We start from the raw sequence: 19,278 nt of genomic DNA on the forward strand, positions 1-19,278 counted from the left end.
TTTACGCTGTGCTGTACTAGCCGAGCTAGCTCAACTGCACAAAGTAGTTAGTGAGCATCAAAGAGACATCTGATATACAAATAGCATTACTCTATTTCCAGATTAGTATCAAAATTTCAATTCACCAACTCTCACAACTATGACAATGCCTACTAAAAGCAAGACCAAAGCCACTATTTGGGTAGTGGAAAAAGGTCAAGTACGTCCTCGTTTAGATCATCTCACTACAGAGGAACCTTTAGAAATTCGCCTTGTTCCTCTCCAGAAGACGGTAGCTGTCACAATGCGGACACCAGGGGCAGATTTTGAACTAGCTGCTGGTTTCCTCTACAGTGAAGGAGTCGTTAGCCGCAGAGAAGATATCCGACGTATCAGCTACTGCGTAGATGAATTAGTAGATGGTGAACAGCGCCATAACATCGTAAATGTAGAACTGCGGGATGGGTTGATTCCAGATTTACAGCCTTTGGAGCGTCATTTCTACACTAGTAGCGCCTGTGGGGTGTGTGGTAAAGCTAGCCTTGAGGCTTTGCGTCTGCGGGGATGTCCAGTGATTCCTTCTGGCCCAACGGTAACACCTGAGATCATCTACAGCCTACCAGACAAGCTCCGCGCTGCTCAAGGTATTTTCACTGCTACAGGGGGTTTGCACGCTGCGGCTACCTTCGATGCTCAAGGACAATTGTTAAACCTGTGGGAGGATGTTGGGCGACACAATGCTTTAGATAAATTGATTGGTACAGCTTTGCTCAGTGACGAGTTGCCTTTAAATAATTGTATTGTTTTAGTGAGCGGACGCTCTAGTTTTGAGATTTTGCAAAAGTCTACAACTGCTGGAGTTCCCATTGTGTGTTCTGTTTCCGCTCCCAGTAGTTTGGCGGTGTCTGTCGCCAAGGAATTCGGGATTACCTTAATTGGATTCCTGCGCGGAGAACGGTTTAATGTTTACACTGGTTTGCAAAGAATAAACGCTGCTTAAGAACACGGATTTAATAAAGATAGGACTTACGCAAAAAGGCAGTGAAAGCCTTGATTTACCGTAGGGGCAATTCATGAATTGCCCCTACATTTCGTACTTGATGCGTAAGTCCTATAAAGATAAGACTTAGGCATTAACAAGAAATACCAAATATGAATCAAGGTTAAAAACCATATCTTTCGTAAGGGCACAGCATTGCTGTGCCCCTACAGCATGATCTATTTACGATCGCAGGATAATTAATAAAAGCCTGAAAACTTCCTCAAGATATTTATTGCAGATTACGATGCATTTGTACAGTGCGTAAGTCCTATTATAGGAATCATATTTGATTTCTGAAAAAATCTCGGTAGTCTTGTAGTAGACCCTCTTGGCTAAAATGTTGTAAAAAAATTGCTTTGTTGGGGAGCCACTGCGTTGCGCGGGTTAAGAGCGTTGTAGCAAGTGGCGTTGGAGGAAAAGCGTAACCCAACATCCTTCTCATCAGTTGGGTTGCGCTCCGCTCCACCCAACCTACGTCTACGTCTAATGCACTATTAAAGCCTTGAGGGTCCAAAATAGTGCATTTCAAAAATCTTATACTAGTCCTATATTATCCAAAAAGTTTACCTACCTTGAAAGGGCTAGTCCTAAAAGAATAACTTTTGTGTTAGGTAAAGCTAGATTTGTAATCATATTTTCTATGGAAGTTCTGCACACACTTTCAGATTTCATTGACAGCGATTTTGCTGTTAGCTATTCATCTTGTAGTTATTACTACGAAGGGCGTTGTCTCGAAAGTGGCAATCGCCTGAAATTACCCCGCACCTCAATGTCTGAAGCGATCGCCCACGGACTAATGCAATCTCTTATCAATAATGACTGTTATTCTCATGAAGGCAAGATGTATGGAATACTATTGGTTGAACTGCCTAATGGCGAACAAAGGGTACTCAAAGCCTTCTCTGGTCTTTTGAATGGTTGCAGTCTGGTTGAGGGCTGGGTGCCGCCAATTCCAGGACGAGAGGAGGTTGCTTTAGAAGAAGCCCGCACTTTGGCACAGTTGGACGCGATTAAGCAAGAACTCCTTACCTTGAAGCAACTCAGTGAACGTCAGCAGTATCAAACCCTGGTTGATGAGTTTGAGCAACAGTTGCAAGCAATGAGCGATCGCCATCGCCATTGCAAACATCAACGCCAGGAAAAACGTCAGCAAATCTGCAATACACTCACTTCAGAAGCACTCACTATCGCCCTAGAACAACTCGACGAAGAGAGTCGTCAGCAGGGAATTGAACGACGGCAACTTAAACGCCAGCAAAATGCAGTATTACAGCCCCTTCAACAGTTAATTGCAGCGACGGATGCGCGAATTAGCGAACTGAAACAACAGCGTAAAGCACTGTCCCGTCAATTACAAGCTCTGATGCACGCTAGTTACAGCCTGACTAATTTTTCCGGGCGATCGCAATCACTACAAGAATTGATGCCAGGAGGTTTGCCCACTGGCACAGGAGACTGTTGTGCCCCCAAGCTACTACATTATGCGGCAACACATAATCTCAAACCATTGGCAATGGCGGAATTTTGGTGGGGTGAGTCTTCCGTAAATCAGGATAAAATTCAGGGAGAATTTTATGGAGCATGTGCCGAGCGATGTCAGCCATTGATGGGGTTTTTGCTCTCAGGGTTAAGACCTAACCCCCCAGCCCCCTTCCCTTGCAGGGAAGGGGGGGTAAGAAGCTTCTCGCCTATCAGGGGAGAGATCCCCATTCTTTATGAAGATGAATGGCTGATTGCTGTAAACAAACCTGCTGGGCTACTTTCGGTACCTGGTCGTTATGGCGATCGCCAAGATAGTGTTTTGAGTCGTTTACGTCATCTTAGGGCTGATGGCATGGCGCTGACATCTGTGCATCGTTTAGATCAGGAAACATCTGGTATTCTGTTGTTGGCACGCGATCGCCAAACCCATCGGCAACTCAGCCAGCAGTTTCAGCAACGGCAGGTTCACAAGGTTTATGAAGCCATACTTTCTGGTGCTGTGACAGTTGAGCAAGGTGTGATTGAATTGCCACTGTGGGGAGATCCCGAAAATCGCCCTGAGCAAAAAGTTGATTGGCAGCAGGGTAAACCTAGCTTGACACACTTCCAGGTAATAGCGAGATCAGGAGACTACACCCGCGTAGAATTTACGCCGCTAACAGGACGCACTCATCAGTTAAGAGTTCATGCGGCTGATGCGCGAGGACTTGGGGTAACTATTTTAGGCGATCGCCTTTATGGATGCTGTGCAGTTACCAGTCGGTTACATCTGCACGCCAGAGAACTTCGCTTCCAGCATCCGCAGTTAGAAAAAACCCTGCATTTACAAGCAATTACGCCCTTTTGACATCAAGGATTTTAATAACTCTTATATAGCAATCATATTTGATTTCTGAAAAAATCTCGGTAGTCTTGTAGTAGACCCTCTAGCCTAAAATGTTGCAAAAAATATTGTAGGTTGGGTGGAGGCTTTGCGTAACCCAACATCCTGATATATGTTGGGTTGCGCTGCGCTCCACCCAACCTACGTCTTTCTCTAGTTCTGCTAATGCTTCTTCAAGGTTCAGTGGTTTTTCATCTTGCACAATTGAGGCGATCGCACTCTAGAAAGATCAATCCAGCACTGTGGCAGGGGAGACACTGCATTAGATAATTTTATAGTACGGCAAATTTATCAACTTACTGTACAATATTTTTAGCTAATGATCGCCTCCTTTGGTATATTGCTTACACTTGATGGCAATACAAAGAAAGTGAACAAGTGCGAACACCGCCCTCTGAGTAAAACTCAGGAGAATTTAATAATATGAGCAACAAGCACATTGAAGTTAAACAGGTAGCTGGTTTCATCGGTGCCGAAATCAACGGCGTAGACCTTTCGCGTCCTCTGCACGATGATGCAGTTGCCGAAATTCGTCAAGCACTGTTGAAGTGGAAAGTCATATTCTTTCGCGGTCAGAACATCGATCATGCTGCACAGATTGCCTTTACATCTCGTTTCGGCGAAGTGACCTATGCACATCCCCACGAGGATCAGCCAATCGAAGGCTTCTCACAAATACTGCCGATTGACCGCAGCCGCTACGAACGCAAGAATGGTCTGCGTCGTTCCAGCTACGAGAGCCGTTGGCATACCGATGTGACAGCAGTTGTTAACCCACCGGCGGGGTCTATTTTGCGTGCAGTTAACGTCCCCAGTTTTGGTGGTGATACACAATGGACTAATCTGGTTGCAGCTTACGAGGGTCTGTCAGCACCACTGAAAGCGCTAGCAGACACATTGAAAGCAGAACATCGCTTCAATGCGCGTTTGCGGCTGCCTAGCAACAGCAAGCTTGTCCAGCGCATCGCAGCCAATCCCCAGGTTTCCATTCACCCAGTGGTGCGGGTTCATCCAGAGACAGGCGAACGTGCATTATTCGTCAACCCTGGCTTCACTTCTCACATTCTTGACGTGTCACCACAAGAGAGTGAGCTACTACTGGAGTTGTTCTTCAACCAGATCACTAAGCCAGCCTACACCACCCGCTTTCGCTGGAACAATGGTGACATTGCCTTCTGGGACAACCGCGCCACCGCACATTTAGCGCCGCAGGATTTAGATCATGTAGAAGTCGAGCGCGTACTCTATCGCACCACCATTACTGGCGATATTCCAGTCGGCCCTGATGGTTTCCGATCGCAAATAGTTGAAGGTGAACCATTAAGCAGCGAATTACCAACCGTCTTCAAGAATAAAGCCGAGAACCTAGAAGCAGAAGCAGTCCTTTCGTCAGCTAGATAGTTAGAACTAGTCTTTTCAACGTGAGCATCTGTACTATCAAAGTTTTTACGGCATTTGAGGTATCGGCTGGAATTTAAGAAAGAGATTATGCATTAAACTCCAAATTTGTGGGCTGTAAATTAAGCGATGCCTAGGTTGGGCTACGCCTACGACTGAGCCAAAATACCAAAATTGGGTTAAAACATTATTTCTTTCATAGATAGTACGAACCTTCGCTTTGAAAGGGCTAGTACCGCAAGGCGGAAGTCAAAAGTCAAAAATTTTGTATAGCAAGGCTTTTGACTTTTGACTTACCCGAACGCAAGTGCGTCTCCAAGAGTTGGGGCTGACTGTTGACTGTTAACAAAAATTAAATTGAAAACGTATTGCGATCGCTGTCTACTCTATTAACTGATATTACTGGTGGGTGGATGAGTAGTCAGCAGGATACTAAGCAATTCTATGAAGGATTAACCCGTGGTCAAACTAATTCTACCTATAGAGCTTACCGCCGAGATTGAGCCATACCTATCAGCTGATACGCAATTTGTGCAAGTAGATAGTGATGGTAATTTTGATGGTGATGCTAGTGATGCGGAAATTTATCTCAATGGGTTCAAATTAAAGCCGACTACTCTACATAAGGTGCTGGCGGCTGCTCCTGGAATACGTTGGCAACAAACTCCTAGTGCTGGTGTAAATCACATCCTCACACCCATTTTTCTCCAACACGATATTATCCTGACTAATGCTGCGGGGGTTCATGCAATTCCCATTTCAGAATTTGTATTGACTTTGATTCTCTATCATGCAAAGCAGTTACGGCAACTGCAAACAGATCACGATCAACGCATATGGGAAAAAAGCTGGTTGGTACTGCCAGAGTTGGCAAATTCAACTGTGTTAATTATTGGTACTGGGAATATTGGTCAGGCGATCGCAGATCGTGCTAAAGCATTTGGGGCAAGAGTTTGGGGTGGTCGCCTTCGTCCCGCACCTCTACCTAATTTTGATAAAATCGTCGGTGCAGATGAATGGCAAGCACTGTTGCCAGAAGTTGACTATATAATTGTTACTACACCTTTGACACCAGAAACTAAAGGTTTAATCGATGAAACAGTACTGCGATCGCTACCCAGCCATGCCTATTTAATTAATGTTGGTCGCGGTGCGGTTGTAGATGAATCAGCATTAACTAAAGCTCTGACTGAAGGCTGGATTGCAGGTGCAGGATTAGACACAGTTTCTATTGAACCCCTACCGCCAGAAAGTCCTTTGTGGTCTTTACCTAACCTGTTGATCACACCCCACACTTCCGCAATTTCCCCAGCATTAAAAGGGCGCATCGCCGCCTTGTTTCTCGATAATCTAGAGCGGTACCGAGCCGGCCAGCCCTTACGGAATGTAGTTAATAAGCAAGCAGGATATTAAAGAAGTCGGAAGTCGGAAGTCGGAAGTCGGAAGTCGGAAGTACAGTTTTGTAACGGGGATTTAGAACAAGACTTACATACTAGGATTTACGCACTTTACAAATTGAGCATCATCTGGATATCAAGCTTATTAAGATAAAAGTCTTGCCCTGCCTCGTTCCCAGGCAGAGCCTGGGAATGTGATCACTGGGAGGCTCTGCCTCCTGTCAAACTGGGAGGCAGAGCCTCCCACAAGAGCAAATCTATTTAATCTAATTAGATGCCACGCAAAGAATAACTTTAAACTCTCGTGTTGGACAAGATGGAATATTACATTTAGATATTCCTGTAGATGTCACTAATGCTGATTTAACTATTACTGTACAGCAAACAGCGACCACTCTTCATAAACCCAGATTTAAAATCCTTTAGTGATTGATAATATTTTAGTGCTTCATCTTTTGATAATGGTTTTTCTTCCTCTACTTCCTCCATAAGTTTTGCTAAACCGTAATCCTCAAGAATTTCTTCAATTTTTTCAAATTCAGCGATAGGAATTTGTACAGCAATAGGTCGTTGATTTTCGTCAAGAACATAATTTTTGTGAACTTCAAGCATTTTAATAACTCCTATTTGTTATTTATTCTTGAATCAGCTTAGTGAGACAATAGCCGAAGCAATATTTTATTTTAGCAATTATTCATGAGCCAAAACTAGCAACTTCCACAGGACGTTCAACAGCTAATTTTTTGCGGTTAGTTTTGATTTGTTCAATTTTGTGAAGAGTTTCAGCAGTTAAATAACTTTCGCCGCAATGAGTACAAGTGATCGCTGGAATGTTTTCTATTACTAGCAGGTCTTTACCCTTACCGTAAGTTCTAGTAATTCGGCGGACTTTGACACCTTCGCTTCCACAAATGTTACACAGCATTTGCCGCTTTCCTGGTATTAGGGTATGTATACAGTAATGATAACAAGTTTTCCAGTTGGACTTAGCTTGGCAATTATTTCGACTTCCCCTGCATCAAGAGTTAAACCTCTGATGCGATATTTAGATTCTGCTGTCACTTTATCTTTTTGACGTTCCAGTATTTCGCCTGTGAGGATACCTTCTTCAATGTCATAGATTGTTAGATTGTCATCGCTCATTTCTTCTTCAGCGTGTAGCGTCATTAAATACTGACGAGAAGAAACTTTATCCCGCATTCGTTGCAAAATTTCATCGAACAAGGTGGTAATCTCAGAGGAATTAGACTTTGAGAGTTTATAGCGATCGCATGGATTGACCTCTCCCCCAACCCCTCTCCGTTGGCGTCAGCCTGCCGTTAGGCAAGCGGAGAGGGGAGCCGGATTTCTCCCCCTTCCCTTGTAGGGAAGGGGGTTGGGGGGTTAGGTCTGTGTGCAAAGTGCGAGGGTGCGATCGCGCTGATAGAATGGTCAATTAGATGAAAATATTGTTATCTTTTACTCCTAAAGCTTGACTGGAAATGATATCTATGAAATCAATAAATTGTTTATTTTATGTTGTTTACTTAAACCTATAGTTCCAAGTCTTAATAGCTAAATCAATATACCATCCCAAATTAGTAGGAGTATTTATTTCCTGTGACCTCCACCATTCCCAAATAGAATCATCAAAAGGACGGGTGACACCTTTCAGGAGATAGATGAATAAATCTAAAGTATTTATATTTATATCACTAGAGGCTTGACATAAATACATATTTGCAATTGTCCATTTCGTCATACCATGCCTGTCAAATGATAAACAAAAATTCTTGTTAGGTTTGTCTTTAAGATTAACGGTAGTCTTAGTACACACCAACCATTCAACGACAGAATCTTGAGCAAAATGGCTATTATTTGCAGCTAATACAAAACAAAATCGTGCTACTGGAATTTTTATTTTAGTTCTCACCTTAGTTGGTAACCAAAGAAATAACCATATTCCTTTACCTGTATTAGTTATTTCTGCTAGTTTCTTATGATTTTGTCCTTCGCCAGTACCATATAGTATTTTTCTATAAGTAGGGCTAACCATTTCCTTTATCTTTGGTTGAGCCATAAAAAGCCCTCTGATGATTCTAAAATGTTGACGAGCATCTACAGGCAATTTATTTTCAAAGTTATGAGTAAAAGCTGGCAAGATTGTACTTCGTAGGTCTTCATTTTGTAAGCTACCAGGTAAGCCAAACACAGGGTAAAGAATATCATAGTTCTTACCTTCTAATTGGAATTTAGGAGTTGTTGTCTGATATTCGACATGGAATTTCCAAAAACATATATCATCTTCAAATTTTGATGCTTCTTTATCTGTATAGTTGTCTTCATGAAAAGTAGGAGCAATAGTGATTAATTTTATCGGTAATGAGTAATCGATTCTGTCGGCAAAAGATTGATTTTGGAAAATATTTTTTCTATATCTCAATAGCTGAGATACTAATCCTCTATCTTCTTCGTTTTTTAATTCAATAATGACTGCTTGTTTATCTAACTTGCTACAGCATAGTAAATCACAACGCTGCATTTTGAGACTATGCTGACGTTTAATTAAAACCAATTCTGGGAATATTGTGTCAAAAGAAGCTTCAATATAATCTTCTAAATCTTGTTCAGACTGAAAGCGAATTTCCCTGCCAATGTAAATTAATTTACGATTCGCTTTGTCTGACCTCTCATTCCGTCTCTTCGAGTTGGTTGTTAAATGTTTTGATTTTAGGTAGGGCATGAAGATTTTTAAATACAATAATCTATATACAAACTATTGTAGTTATATAATAGTGCTAACAGTAAAAATACCGAAACCTTATCTATTTTAACAGACTCTCAACTTCCTCATCTCTCAACCCAAACTGTCGAAAAATCCGCAAAACATAAGCAGGAGACATTTCTCTTGCACCCATATCTATAGGAACTACTCTTCTTTTACCATCAACTTCACGAGTATATAAACAATGGTCGCCTTTTCCTTCTCTATGAAATTTGCAACCTGCTTGTTCTAAAAGCTTAATTAACTCCTTTGGTTTCAGAGAAGGTATATTTTTAGGCATAAACCTTTCTTAATTCATATATCTCTAAATCTTGTTCTTTTTCTTCAACAGCTAAAAATTCATGTAATTCATCTATTGAAACGGTAGATTTATAAATATTACTTTCAGACTCATAAACCATTTCAAAAGATTCAATTGCTTCTTTCAGTTTATTAATTGCATCCTCTTGAATATTTCCCTGCCCGACAATGCCGTTTTCTAAACATAAAGCAACCCAATAGCCAGAACTTTTTCTGAGTACGACTGTGTAAAAATTCATTCTTTCCTCCAACTTAATAACTATTTTTTAAGGTTTCTTCTAACGTAAAAGGAGATTCTTTAGGAAAGAAATTTAATTTAATCCCTGTTTCATCAGATGCTTTGAGACGAGCTTTTTGATAATAATCTTCAAATACTTCTGCAAGTAGAGGTTGCAAACTCGGACTATCTTCTAATAATGTTTCAATACAGATACGTTGTTCAGAAATATTACTGCGCCAACTTTCGCTACGTTTTTCTGGTTGATATTGCCATTTCAGTAAGTGCATTAATAACACAATTAATCGATTTTTTAACTCGCGTTTTTCACTTCTCCCCATGCTTTCAATTTCTTCAATTAGATTAGGTATATCTATTTCATTAAAATTATTTTCTTTTAACTGCTGGACAATGGTTTGTGTCCACAAGTAAAAGTCTTGTTCATAGAGATTTTTTTCATTTATAAAAGATGGACTGGTCATTAATATTCCTCTGGGAAACGCTAAAAATTAGAGGATGTTTTAAAAGTGGTTGGCTGTGATTTTAATAGAATGATTACCCCCCTTAATCCCCCCTTGTAAAGGGGGGAAACCGGAAAATAATCTAGTTCCCTCCCCTTTATAAGGGGAGGGTTAGGGTGGGGTAAAAAATATTTGATACATCAATCATGACTTTTAAAACATCCTCTTAGGTGGGCATCACACCCACCTAATTAAACTATACCAACAAAGCCTGCTCCTCCTTAGAAATCACGCGTCCTTCATCCTCAAAACCAAGGATTTGATCAAAGTTCAAATACCGATACAAATCATCGGCAAAAGGCTCAATTCTACTCGCCACAATATCCAAATATTCCTGCACTGTGGGAAGTCGTCCCAGCAGCGCACAAACTGCGGCTAATTCTGCTGAACCAAGATACACTCGCGCATCTTTACCCATGCGATTATTGAAGTTGCGGGTAGAGGTAGAAAACACTGTTGTGCCATCAGCAACTCGCGCCTGATTACCCATGCACAAACTGCATCCTGGTATTTCTGTACGCGCACCCGCAGCCCCAAAAACGCTGTATACACCTTCTTCTTTAAGTTGGTGTTCATCCATGCGCGTTGGTGGTGCAATCCACAGGCGAGTTTTCACTTCACCTGCGCCTTCCAAAACTTTCGCTGTTGCCCGATAATGACCGATATTCGTCATACAAGAACCGACGAATACTTCTTGCACTGGATCATTAGCAACTTCCGATAATAATTTAACATTATCAGGGTCATTGGGAGCAGCAACAATTGGTTCTTTGATTTCGTTCAAATCAATTTCAATTATTTCCGCATACTCCGCATCGGCATCACCTTCTAATAACACGGGATTTGCTAACCATTCTTCCATCTTTGCCACACGGCGCAGCATGGTACGCGGATCATGATAGCCCCGTGCTATCATATTTTTCAGCAGCGCGACGTTAGAACGCAGATATTCGGAAATTGTCTCTACACTCAGCTTAATTGTGCATCCGGCACACGATCGCTCGGCACTAGCATCGGTGAGTTCAAAGGCTTGTTCAACTTTTAAATCTGGCAAACCTTCTATTTCCAGAATTCGCCCGGAGAAGACATTTTTCTTGTTCTGCTTTTCTGCTGTCAGCAAACCTTTTTGAATTGCCACGTAGGGAATCGCATTTACAACATCTCGCAGGGTGACACCTGGTTGCAATTCCCCTTTAAATCTTACCAATACTGATTCTGGCATATCTAAAGGCATGACACCCAAAGCTGCTGCAAACGCCACTAATCCCGAACCGGCGGGAAAGGAAATACCCAAGGGAAAGCGGGTGTGAGAGTCGCCGCCAGTTCCCACGGTGTCGGGTAGCAGCATCCGGTTTAACCAAGAGTGGATGATACCATCACCGGGGCGGAGGGCGACACCGCCACGAGAGGCAAAGAAATCGGGGAGTTCGTGATGGGTTTGGATGTCAACTGGTTTGGGATAAGCAACTGTGTGACAGAAACTCTGAATCACTAAGTCTGCACTGAAACCAAGACAGGCGAGTTCTTTCAATTCGTCGCGGGTCATGGGGCCTGTGGTATCCTGGGAACCAACGGTACTGATGATGGGTTCGCAGGATGTGCTGGGACGCACACCAGGTAATCCGCAAGCTTTACCGACTATTTTCTGTGCGAGGGTGTAGCCTTTGCCTGTGTCAAAGCCTTGCTGGGGACGGGTAAAGACTGTGCTGGGTTCTAAACCAAGTGCAAGACGGGTTTTGTCGGTGAGGGTACGTCCGATAAGTAGGGGGATGCGTCCACCTGCGCGAACTTCATCAAGGATGGTGTCAGGTTTGAGGGCAAAGGTGGAAATGACTTCGCCTGCTTCGTTTGTGATTTCGCCTTTGTAGGGATGGATGGTAATTACCATGCCGGTTTCTAGTTGGCTGACATCGCACTGAATAGGCAAAGCACCGGCATCTTCTGCTGTGTTAAAGAAGATAGGCGCGATCGCACCACCTAAAACATAACCTCCAGCGCGTTTGTTTGGCACAAAAAATATATCATTTCCTGTATGCCACAATACTGAGTTGATAGCAGATTTCCGCGAAGAACCAGTACCAACTACATCTCCCACATAAGCTACAGGATGCCCTTTTTTCTTCAGTTCGGCAATGGTTGCCAAGCTTCCCGGTTGCCGTGACTCTAACATCACTAAGGCGTGTAAGGGAATATCTGGGCGAGTGGTGGCACTTTGGGCGGGCGATAAATCGTCGGTATTGGTTTCGCCAGGAACTTTAAAAACGGTGACAGTAATCGCTTCTGGTACTGTGGGACGAAGGGTAAACCATTCAGCTTCCGCCCAAGAGTCAATTACCCGCTTGGCGAAAGGATTGGTTTTAGACAACTCTAAAACATCGTGGAAGGCATCGTACACCAAGAGGATTTTGCTTAAGGCGTTGGCGGCGTAGGCGGCGATGGGTTCCTTTCCTTGTCCGCCCATTACTAGAGGTGTTTCGGATGAGTCCGATAGGGATACAGTGGGCAATTGCAGCAAATCAATTAAAGATTGCACGTTGTAACCACCTATCATTGTGCCCAGCAATTGCACTGCTTCTATGGGCGCAATCAACGGACTGGTGATTTCCTCCTTAGCAATGGCAGTGAGAAATCCAGCTTTGACATAAGCTGCTGGATCAACACCAGGAGAAACGCGATCGCTCAATAGATGTAATAATATCTCCTCTTGACCCTTTGGCGGATTTTTCAGTAATTCGCACAGTTCAGATGTTTGCTTTGCATCTAATGGTAAGGGGGGAATTCCCAGTGCTGCTCTTTCGGCAAGTTGTTTACGATATTGTTCCAGCATTCTTAACTCCACTCCAAATATTTAGCCAAACAAAGTTTTAAGTGTGTATCATCACTTCCCTAGTTTCAGGGACATTCAACCTCACAAGTCTTTACAAATAGAATTAACAGCAAGTGAGTCTCCTGACTTTAAGTTTTTTGTCTAGCAAGCACTTATAATTATCACTGTATATCTATTTTTCCCGATCAAGCTCTTTGGAAATAATTCTCTTTTCATCTTTGTTAACTTGGTACTGTGTCTATTTATCAGATAAAATAACTGATTTGTCCTCTGTGTCACGCTTATTTTGTATATGCCCAAAACTTACACCGTAGAAATTGATCACCAAGGCAAAATTCATACCTTGCAAGTTCCCGAAGATAAAACGATCTTATCAGTTGCCGATGCTGCTGGTTTGGAACTGCCGAGTTCTTGTAATGCAGGCGTTTGCACAACATGCGCTGGTCAAATAAGCGAGGGAACTGTGGATCAAACTGATGGTATGGGCGTTAGTCCAGATTTGCAAAAGCAAGGTTACGTATTGCTTTGTGTTGCCAAACCCCTTTCTGATTTGAAAATTAAGACGGAAAAAGAAGACGTAGTTTATCAGTTACAGTTTGGCAAAGACTAATAATCAGTAAACAGTTATCAGTATATAGAGGTTCTCGACAAGCGTGAGGTACAATTTTGACCTCACTTCCATTCCTCTCTCCTAAAAGGAGAGAGGCTTTAAATTGTTCCCCCTTCCCGCGACGAGTTGGGGGTTAGGGGGTTAGGTCTATTTGCATACTTGTACCTCACCGGATTGAAAATGACTATATACTTTGATTATTGATAACTGTTCACTGAACATTACCAAAACTGATAAATAACATAAGTATTTCCTAGCAACTCATATCAGTTATTCTAGAAAGTACAAATCAATAGGATTTAACAAGATGACGACTCATTTTATTACCGCAGAAATTGATTTACAAGAAACTCCCGCAGAATTACTACAAGTAATTGAAACAGAGTTGAACAAAGAGGGGGAACCCCTACGTTGGGCAATTACTTCTGTGGACGTTGATCAACAAAAAGCTACAGTTGAAGCTGTGGTGACTACAGTTAAGAGTTAGGAGTTAGGAGTTAGGAGTTAGGAGTTAGGAGTTAGGAGTTAACGCGATGTGCGACTTATTCTTAGAACCCCACTTCCATTCCTCTCCCCCACTCCTGAGAGGCTTTGATTTTGCTCCCCAACGCTAGTAGGGAAGGGGTTGGGGGTTAGGTTTGAGAGAAAGTCGTACACGGCGTGAGTTAGTATTTGATGGCTTCTGATTCATAATTCATAACTCCTAACTCAGCACTCAATATGCCTCCATACACCGCTATCTTAATTGTACCAACTGGCGTTGGGGCTGCCATTGGGGGTTATGCAGGAGATGCTTTGCCTGTTGCCAAAGTTATAGCACAAGTTTGCGATCGCCTAATTACTCACCCCAATGTCCTTAATGGCGCTTCTTTGTATTGGAATCTCCCAAACGCTTTTTATGTTGAAGGTTACGGGCTTGACAAATTCGCCTCTGGATGCTGGGGTTTGCGTCCAGTCCGCACCAACAAAGTAGGTTTGCTTTTAGACCAAGGTATTGAGCCAGAGTTGCGACTACGACATATACAAGCCGCAGATGCAGTCAGAGCCACTCTGGGATTGACCTTAACAGATTATGTAATTACTGATGCACCATTAAATGTAGAATTACGGACTCCAGCATCGGGAGCTAGTTGGGGAACAATTGGCAACCCAGATAGTTTATTACGGGCAGCTGAGATATTAATTAAAAAAGCGGGGGCAGAAGCGATCGCAGTTGTTGCCCGTTTCCCCGATGATATAGACTCAGAAGCAGTAGAGAAATATCGCCACGGTGAAGGTGTTGATCCTTTAGCGGGCGCAGAAGCCGTAATTAGCCATTTGCTAGTGCGAACCTTTCAAATTCCTTGCGCCCATTCTCCCGCCCTTTTGAGCGAACCTCCAAAACCTGATTTATCTCCCCGTTCGGCGGCCGAAGAATTGGGCTATACCTTTTTGCCGTGCGTCCTTGTCGGATTAAGTCGTGCCCCACAATTTATAATAGAGAAAGGAGCGATCGCATCACAGCAAGAAGATATTTGGGCAGATCAAGTGGATGCTGCGATCGCACCTGCAACAGCTTGTGGTAGCAGTGCCTTACTAAGTTTAAGCCAAAGACGATGCCAAATAATTACAGTAGAAGAAAATAAAACTCTGATCAAAGTTCCTCCCCAACCCTTGGGGATCAAAGCTATACAGGTAAACTCATATTTAGAAGCAGTAGGTGTATTAGTAGCACACAAAGCAGGCATCAATCCCTCCGCCCTCCGTCCCAAATTATTACCTTTGCAGTCAGTAGTTAAAAGTTAGGAGTTAGGAGTTAGGAGTTAAAAGTTAGAATTCAGACTGTAGCGCTTCTGTGTTGAATCCAATACAGACCTAATCCCCAGCCCCTTCCCTTGTAGGGAAGAGGAGTAAGATTCAAAGCCTCTCTCCTTTTAGGAGAGAGGTTTGGAGAGAGGTCAGAGTATATTGCATACAAACCATTCTCCCCCACTCCCCACTCCCCTTAAAAACCCGTGGTTGAACAACACAAGCAAGAGCCAGAAATTCCATACCTAACACGCATCCAAGTACTTGGGGCGATGGGAGCGACTGCAATCATTTTGTTGATAGTCGCCAAACTTTCGTTGCACTTTGGCAACTTTTCCCTATTTTCTTGGGACTTGAACCAAAGAGAGTTGCTATTGGGTGTAGGGTTAGGGTTCATCATCACCGCGTTAAGTGGCTTAACTTATCGCCTTTGGACTGCCTATCGTAAAAGTGCAGATTATTACTTAGAAGTGGTACTGAAACCTTTAGCTTTACCAGACTTAATTTGGCTGGGGTTGCTACCAGGGCTGAGTGAAGAATTATTATTTAGGGGTGTGATGCTGCCAGCTTTAGGCGCTGATCTTACAGCTTTAATTGTATCCAGTCTTTGCTTTGGCATCTTGCATTTTAGCGGTTCCCAACAATGGCCTTATGTGATTTGGGCAACAATTGTCGGGATGATATTGGCATATAGCGCCCTGCTCACGGGCAACTTATTAGTGCCGATTGTCGCTCACATTATTACCAATTGGATTTCTAGCTATTTCTGGAAAATGTCGCAATTGTCGGCAATTAAAAAATAAAAAAGGAGTCAGAATTCAGAATTCAGAATTCAGAATTCAGAAGTAAAACAAAGTTTATACCTGGCTTTGGGACTCAGCTTGTGTACTTCACTTTCCTTGAAATCTGCTGTAATTTCTCTTGCTATAGCGTTTACTAATCATACAAGGTACATCATAGCCCCCTCCTCGCTTGCTCTTAGGAGGCTGGGGGTGGGGTTCTTGTACCTCACTCAAGCGAGAACCACTATAAAGTTAGTTTTTCAGCTTTGATGCACTCACTCATTCATCGCTAGAGAAGTTAGTTATTTATACGGAAGTATTTTTTTGCTATAAAAGTTACATTTATTTTTAAGTCAGCAATTAATCATACATGAAAATGCCACGTATATTTACGCTTACTCTTGAGCTTCTAGGGTAAGCGTAAATGCACGTAGGCGAGTTACTTCTGGTTACTGCCTCAATATAGTTTTTAAGGAGTGTCAATAATTTAGCTACTTTAATATCTATTCCCGAAACGTTAAAGTTTTGGGCAGCTACAGTCGGTAATTCTTTAAGGAATTGCCGAACTTTATCCTGTCTCAAAATCCAAGATACAAGTCCAGCAAATAAATAAACTGCATCCATGATAAATCGAAATAAATCTTTCAACAAGCAGCGCCAGTGCTATCAAACTTTAGTAGTAACAGCATTATTAACTGGTAGCCTTTTCCAATTTATTGCACCTGCATTAGCTGACGGAACTACTGCGGGTACATCTATCAGTAACACAGCAACAGCGACCTACGAAGATCCTAACGCACCAGGGAGTCCCATCAATTCCACATCTAACACTGTCACCGTGACTGTAGCAGAGGTGGCTGGTATTACTGTTACAGGTTCTGGGATTGCAAACCAAACTACCCCAGGTGGTAGTACTAGCGTTGGAGATGTACTAGTTTATACTTATACAGTAACCAACGTCGGTAACGATACCACCAAATTCCAGATTCCTAACTTAGCGACAACAACAGGCCCAGCCACAGTTTCGGGTTCATTACTTGGTAGTAACACACCTGGTAGCTTGCAATACAGCATTAATGGCGGTACAACCTGGACAGATATCCCTGCTGGTGGACTAACTACAGGCGCGATCGCAGTTAATGGTAGTGTGTTGGTGCGTGTACCAGTTACCGTGCAAGCTGGCGCTCAAACAGGCGATATTATCACTGCCAGACTAGGACAAACTCCTGGTGATGCTCAAAACCAACCCCGGATTGCTGATGGTGGCGACGTTTACACTGTAGATAATGTCAACCCAGCAGGAACGGCAATCAATGGTGTCAGAGAAGCCAGTGCTACCCAGCAGATTACAGTAGGAAATACCGCTAAAAGTAAGGCGTTAGCAACTATCCTCAAAACTAAGACAGCCTATGATAATGCTGGCACTTCTGCTAACCTAAGTGATGACTTGCTAACTTATGGTTTGAGCTTGCGGGTTGAGAGTACCGACGTAACTAGTACTGGTATTACCCCCGCAGCTTTAGCTGGTACAAATATCACTGTTGATACTGCAACAGTCAGCCGCATCTTAGTTTCTGATGCTATTCCAGCAAATACAGTGCTTAATAGCACTCCAATTGCTCCGGCGGGTTGGAAAGTAGTTTACACCAGCACTGCTACTAGTATAAATACTGAAGCGGCTGCGTGGGTAAGTGCCGCCCCACCGTTGGGTTCAGTTACACGGGTTGGTTTCGTTAACGATCCTACCGTTGTCACTTCAGTTAGTACTGGGACAACTGTTAGCGGTTTTAGCATCCAAGTTAAAACCACTGGTGCAAGTGCTAGCCCAGTAACCATTTACAACATCGCCCAAGTGGCCGGTACAACTGCTGGAGATTCGACCAACAAAATTTATGACAACTCAGGAGACCAAAGGCCAGATAACTATAACGGTACAACCTTTCCTACTGTACCAGACGCTGGTATTACTAGTCTGACGTATGACACAAACAATAATAACACTGGTTCTACTACTAGTGCCACAGGGTCTTTAAATGTAACCACCCTCACAGTCCCCAATCCTACCTCTGTCTTGAATGGGCCAAATGGAGTGCCTGATGCCGTTGGGCCAACTGACAACAATGATGACTTCACTAATAAATCAGCACTAATTCCACCCAATATTTCTCCTGGCGCCGGTGTTGATCCGGCTGCGGTATCCTTTACTAACACAGTTCAAAATACTGGTACATCTTCTGCCAATATTTCTCTCGTACCTACAAAACCAGCAACAGCAAGTGATTTACCTACGAATACAGTGGTGACGGTATCCTATCAAGGTTTATCAGCTGCTTATAAGTACGATGGCACAAACTTTATTTTCCAGATAGGAAGTGGTCTAGTCGGGGGCAACCAAATTAGTGCCACTAATCCAGTGCGAATTGATGCAGTTGCAGCGAATGGTGGTAAAGCTAACTATGGTGTAAGCGTTGACCTGCCTGCTAATACACCACTCTCAACTGATACCTCTGTTCAAGGTACTCACGGTACACCTCCACTTCCCATAACTACTATAGAACGCGGTTTCCCCACACCGATTACGGCTTATATTGAGTCAGCTACTACTCCTACTGGCGTACCTATTATTACTGGGACTAATGCGGAAGCGTACAACATCTCCATCGATCGCGTCTACACTGGCTTCTTGCAATTGCTGAAAGAGTCACGAGTTTTACAAGGAACTGGACCAGCACTGCCATCGGGTAGTACTGATGGCGCATTTGGTATTGGAGCCAAAAAACCCGCCCCAGGTAACATTATTGAGTATCGGATTACTTACAAAAATATTTCTACTCCTCAAGTAGGAACCGGAAATCTGATTCTGAATGCTGACAAGATTGTGATTACTGAAGATGGTACTACAGCCGCCAATGGTGGTAACAACAACTGGGCGCTAGACAATGATACCAACAGTCAAATTGATACTAGCAACATTGTTAGTTCAGCTAAGGATTCTGGGACATCAACTATTACATTCTTCAGTGGTAATCCAGCTACTAACCCTGGTAGTGACCAAACTGGAACTACGGCAAACACAGATGTAAGTAAGTATGTGGATGCTGTGACTGGACAGGTTCTACCGGGTATTCAAAGAACCTTTAGTTTCCAACGCAAGGTTAACTAGATAGTTTGACCTCACCCCTCTTTGTTTGTAAAGAGGGGTGCCATTGCACCTATGTGTTTGTAGTTGGCGATTTAGCCCGAAAGCGCTAACTACAAACTGATTATTCCCTAGCGAAAACAGGGAAA

The 19,278-nt window shown here is 43.0% G+C and carries 17 protein-coding genes; 9 read left to right on the plus strand and 8 right to left on the minus strand.

Features of this window, described 5'->3' with window-relative positions; all coding sequences use genetic code 11:
* Window positions 1-139: 139 nt before the first annotated feature.
* The 4 genes from fdhD (at window position 140) to V7K27_RS31530 (ending at window position 6,197) form a co-directional block, all read left to right on the plus strand.
* Window positions 140-979, plus strand: coding sequence for a formate dehydrogenase accessory sulfurtransferase FdhD (gene fdhD / locus V7K27_RS31515; RefSeq protein WP_334952518.1), 840 nt, complete (start codon window positions 140-142; stop codon window positions 977-979).
* A gap of 682 nt (window positions 980-1,661) precedes the next feature.
* The gene (locus tag V7K27_RS31520) at window positions 1,662-3,350 is read left to right on the plus strand and encodes an RluA family pseudouridine synthase (protein ID WP_334952519.1); all 1,689 of its coding nucleotides are present in this window, start codon (window positions 1,662-1,664) and stop codon (window positions 3,348-3,350) included.
* Between the two features lie 459 nt (window positions 3,351-3,809).
* Entirely contained in the window at window positions 3,810-4,787 is a 978-nt protein-coding gene (locus V7K27_RS31525) for a TauD/TfdA dioxygenase family protein (RefSeq protein ID WP_334952520.1), read from the plus strand.
* 456 nt (window positions 4,788-5,243) lie between these two features.
* A complete protein-coding gene (locus V7K27_RS31530) occupies window positions 5,244-6,197 on the plus strand; it encodes a D-2-hydroxyacid dehydrogenase (protein ID WP_334952521.1) in 954 nt (317 codons plus the stop codon).
* A gap of 347 nt (window positions 6,198-6,544) precedes the next feature.
* Here V7K27_RS31530 and V7K27_RS31535 read toward each other — a convergent pair whose 3' ends face one another.
* The 8 genes from V7K27_RS31535 to acnB all read right to left on the minus strand — a co-directional run bounded on the left by V7K27_RS31535 (window position 6,545) and on the right by acnB (window position 12,810).
* Complete coding sequence (locus tag V7K27_RS31535) at window positions 6,545-6,793, minus strand: hypothetical protein (protein WP_334952522.1); 249 nt, start codon at window positions 6,791-6,793, stop codon at window positions 6,545-6,547.
* Window positions 6,794-6,875: 82 nt separating this feature from the next.
* Window positions 6,876-7,106, minus strand: coding sequence for a type II toxin-antitoxin system MqsA family antitoxin (locus V7K27_RS31540; protein ID WP_334952523.1), 231 nt, complete (start codon window positions 7,104-7,106; stop codon window positions 6,876-6,878).
* A 17-nt stretch (window positions 7,107-7,123) separates the two neighbouring features.
* The gene (locus V7K27_RS31545) at window positions 7,124-7,405 is read right to left on the minus strand and encodes a DUF4258 domain-containing protein (RefSeq protein WP_334801308.1); all 282 of its coding nucleotides are present in this window, start codon (window positions 7,403-7,405) and stop codon (window positions 7,124-7,126) included.
* Between the two features lie 298 nt (window positions 7,406-7,703).
* Window positions 7,704-8,903: a hypothetical protein gene (locus V7K27_RS31550; protein ID WP_334952524.1), complete on the minus strand. Its 1,200-nt coding sequence runs from the start codon at window positions 8,901-8,903 to the stop codon at window positions 7,704-7,706.
* 82 nt (window positions 8,904-8,985) lie between these two features.
* Entirely contained in the window at window positions 8,986-9,225 is a 240-nt protein-coding gene (locus V7K27_RS31555) for a type II toxin-antitoxin system HicA family toxin (protein ID WP_334952526.1), read from the minus strand.
* Window positions 9,218-9,484 carry a type II toxin-antitoxin system HicB family antitoxin gene (locus V7K27_RS31560; protein WP_334952527.1) on the minus strand — a complete coding sequence of 89 codons (267 nt, stop codon included), beginning with the start codon at window positions 9,482-9,484 and terminating at the stop codon, window positions 9,218-9,220. Before V7K27_RS31560 ends, V7K27_RS31555 begins: the two co-directional genes overlap by 8 nt.
* A gap of 13 nt (window positions 9,485-9,497) precedes the next feature.
* On the minus strand, window positions 9,498-9,944 hold the full coding sequence (locus V7K27_RS31565; RefSeq protein WP_334952529.1) for a DUF29 domain-containing protein: 447 nt from the start codon (window positions 9,942-9,944) through the stop codon (window positions 9,498-9,500).
* Window positions 9,945-10,179: 235 nt separating this feature from the next.
* Window positions 10,180-12,810 carry a bifunctional aconitate hydratase 2/2-methylisocitrate dehydratase gene (gene acnB, locus V7K27_RS31570; protein WP_334952531.1) on the minus strand — a complete coding sequence of 877 codons (2,631 nt, stop codon included), beginning with the start codon at window positions 12,808-12,810 and terminating at the stop codon, window positions 10,180-10,182.
* Between the two features lie 292 nt (window positions 12,811-13,102).
* On the opposite strand from acnB, the gene V7K27_RS31575 reads away from it, so the two are divergent.
* The 5 genes from V7K27_RS31575 (at window position 13,103) to V7K27_RS31595 (ending at window position 19,153) form a co-directional block, all read left to right on the plus strand.
* A complete protein-coding gene (locus V7K27_RS31575; protein ID WP_334952533.1) occupies window positions 13,103-13,420 on the plus strand; it encodes a 2Fe-2S iron-sulfur cluster-binding protein in 318 nt (105 codons plus the stop codon).
* A 307-nt stretch (window positions 13,421-13,727) separates the two neighbouring features.
* On the plus strand, window positions 13,728-13,907 hold the full coding sequence (locus tag V7K27_RS31580) for a hypothetical protein (RefSeq protein WP_334952534.1): 180 nt from the start codon (window positions 13,728-13,730) through the stop codon (window positions 13,905-13,907).
* 233 nt (window positions 13,908-14,140) lie between these two features.
* Complete coding sequence (locus V7K27_RS31585) at window positions 14,141-15,205, plus strand: DUF3326 domain-containing protein (protein WP_334952535.1); 1,065 nt, start codon at window positions 14,141-14,143, stop codon at window positions 15,203-15,205.
* A 209-nt stretch (window positions 15,206-15,414) separates the two neighbouring features.
* Window positions 15,415-16,011, plus strand: a complete 597-nt coding sequence (locus V7K27_RS31590; protein WP_334952536.1) for a CPBP family intramembrane glutamic endopeptidase — start codon at window positions 15,415-15,417, stop codon at window positions 16,009-16,011.
* Between the two features lie 601 nt (window positions 16,012-16,612).
* A complete protein-coding gene (locus tag V7K27_RS31595; protein WP_334952537.1) occupies window positions 16,613-19,153 on the plus strand; it encodes a beta strand repeat-containing protein in 2,541 nt (846 codons plus the stop codon).
* Window positions 19,154-19,278 lie beyond the last annotated feature (125 nt).

It is taken from the genome of Nostoc sp. (genome assembly GCF_036919575.1).
GTDB lineage: Bacteria > Cyanobacteriota > Cyanobacteriia > Cyanobacteriales > Nostocaceae > Nostoc.